1 protein-coding gene is annotated in these 557 nt (G+C 70.2%); it reads left to right on the forward strand.

What is annotated here, in order from left to right:
• Positions 1–557: efflux RND transporter permease subunit (locus HA630_RS00545; RefSeq protein ID WP_166832035.1), on the forward strand; the 557-nt coding region annotated here is incomplete at both ends.

The raw sequence follows: 557 nt of genomic DNA on the forward strand, positions 1-557 counted from the left end.
GCCAAGGAAATTGGCTTTGCGGTGGTCGCCATGACGCTGACCCTGGCCGCGGTGTACGCGCCGCTGGCCTTCACGCCCGGGCGCACCGGGCGCCTGTTCGCCGAATTCGCGCTGGCCCTGGCCGGCGCGGTGCTGGTCTCCGGCTTCGTGGCGCTGACACTGTCGCCCATGATGTGCTCGAAGCTGCTGCGGCACAATCCCGCGCCCAACCGCTTCGACCGCGCCATGGAGGCGGGCCTGACGGCCATTACCCGTGGCTATGGCGCGCTGCTGGGCGCCGCGCTGCGGGCGCGCTGGTTGGTGGTGCTGGTCATGCTGGGCAGCGCCGCTGGCAGCGCCTGGCTGCTGCAGACCACCAAGCAGGAACTGGCCCCGATCGAGGACCGCGGCGTCATCCTCACCGTCATCAACGGCCCCGACGGCGCCACGCTGGAGTACACCCGCCGCTACGCCGAGGCGGTCGAGCGCATCGGCCAGGCCTACCCCGAGTTCGACCGGATTTTTGCCAACATCGGCAACCCCTCGGTGGCCCAGGGCAACGTGTTCTTCCGCGCCAA

The organism is Aquabacterium sp. A08 (assembly GCF_011742065.1).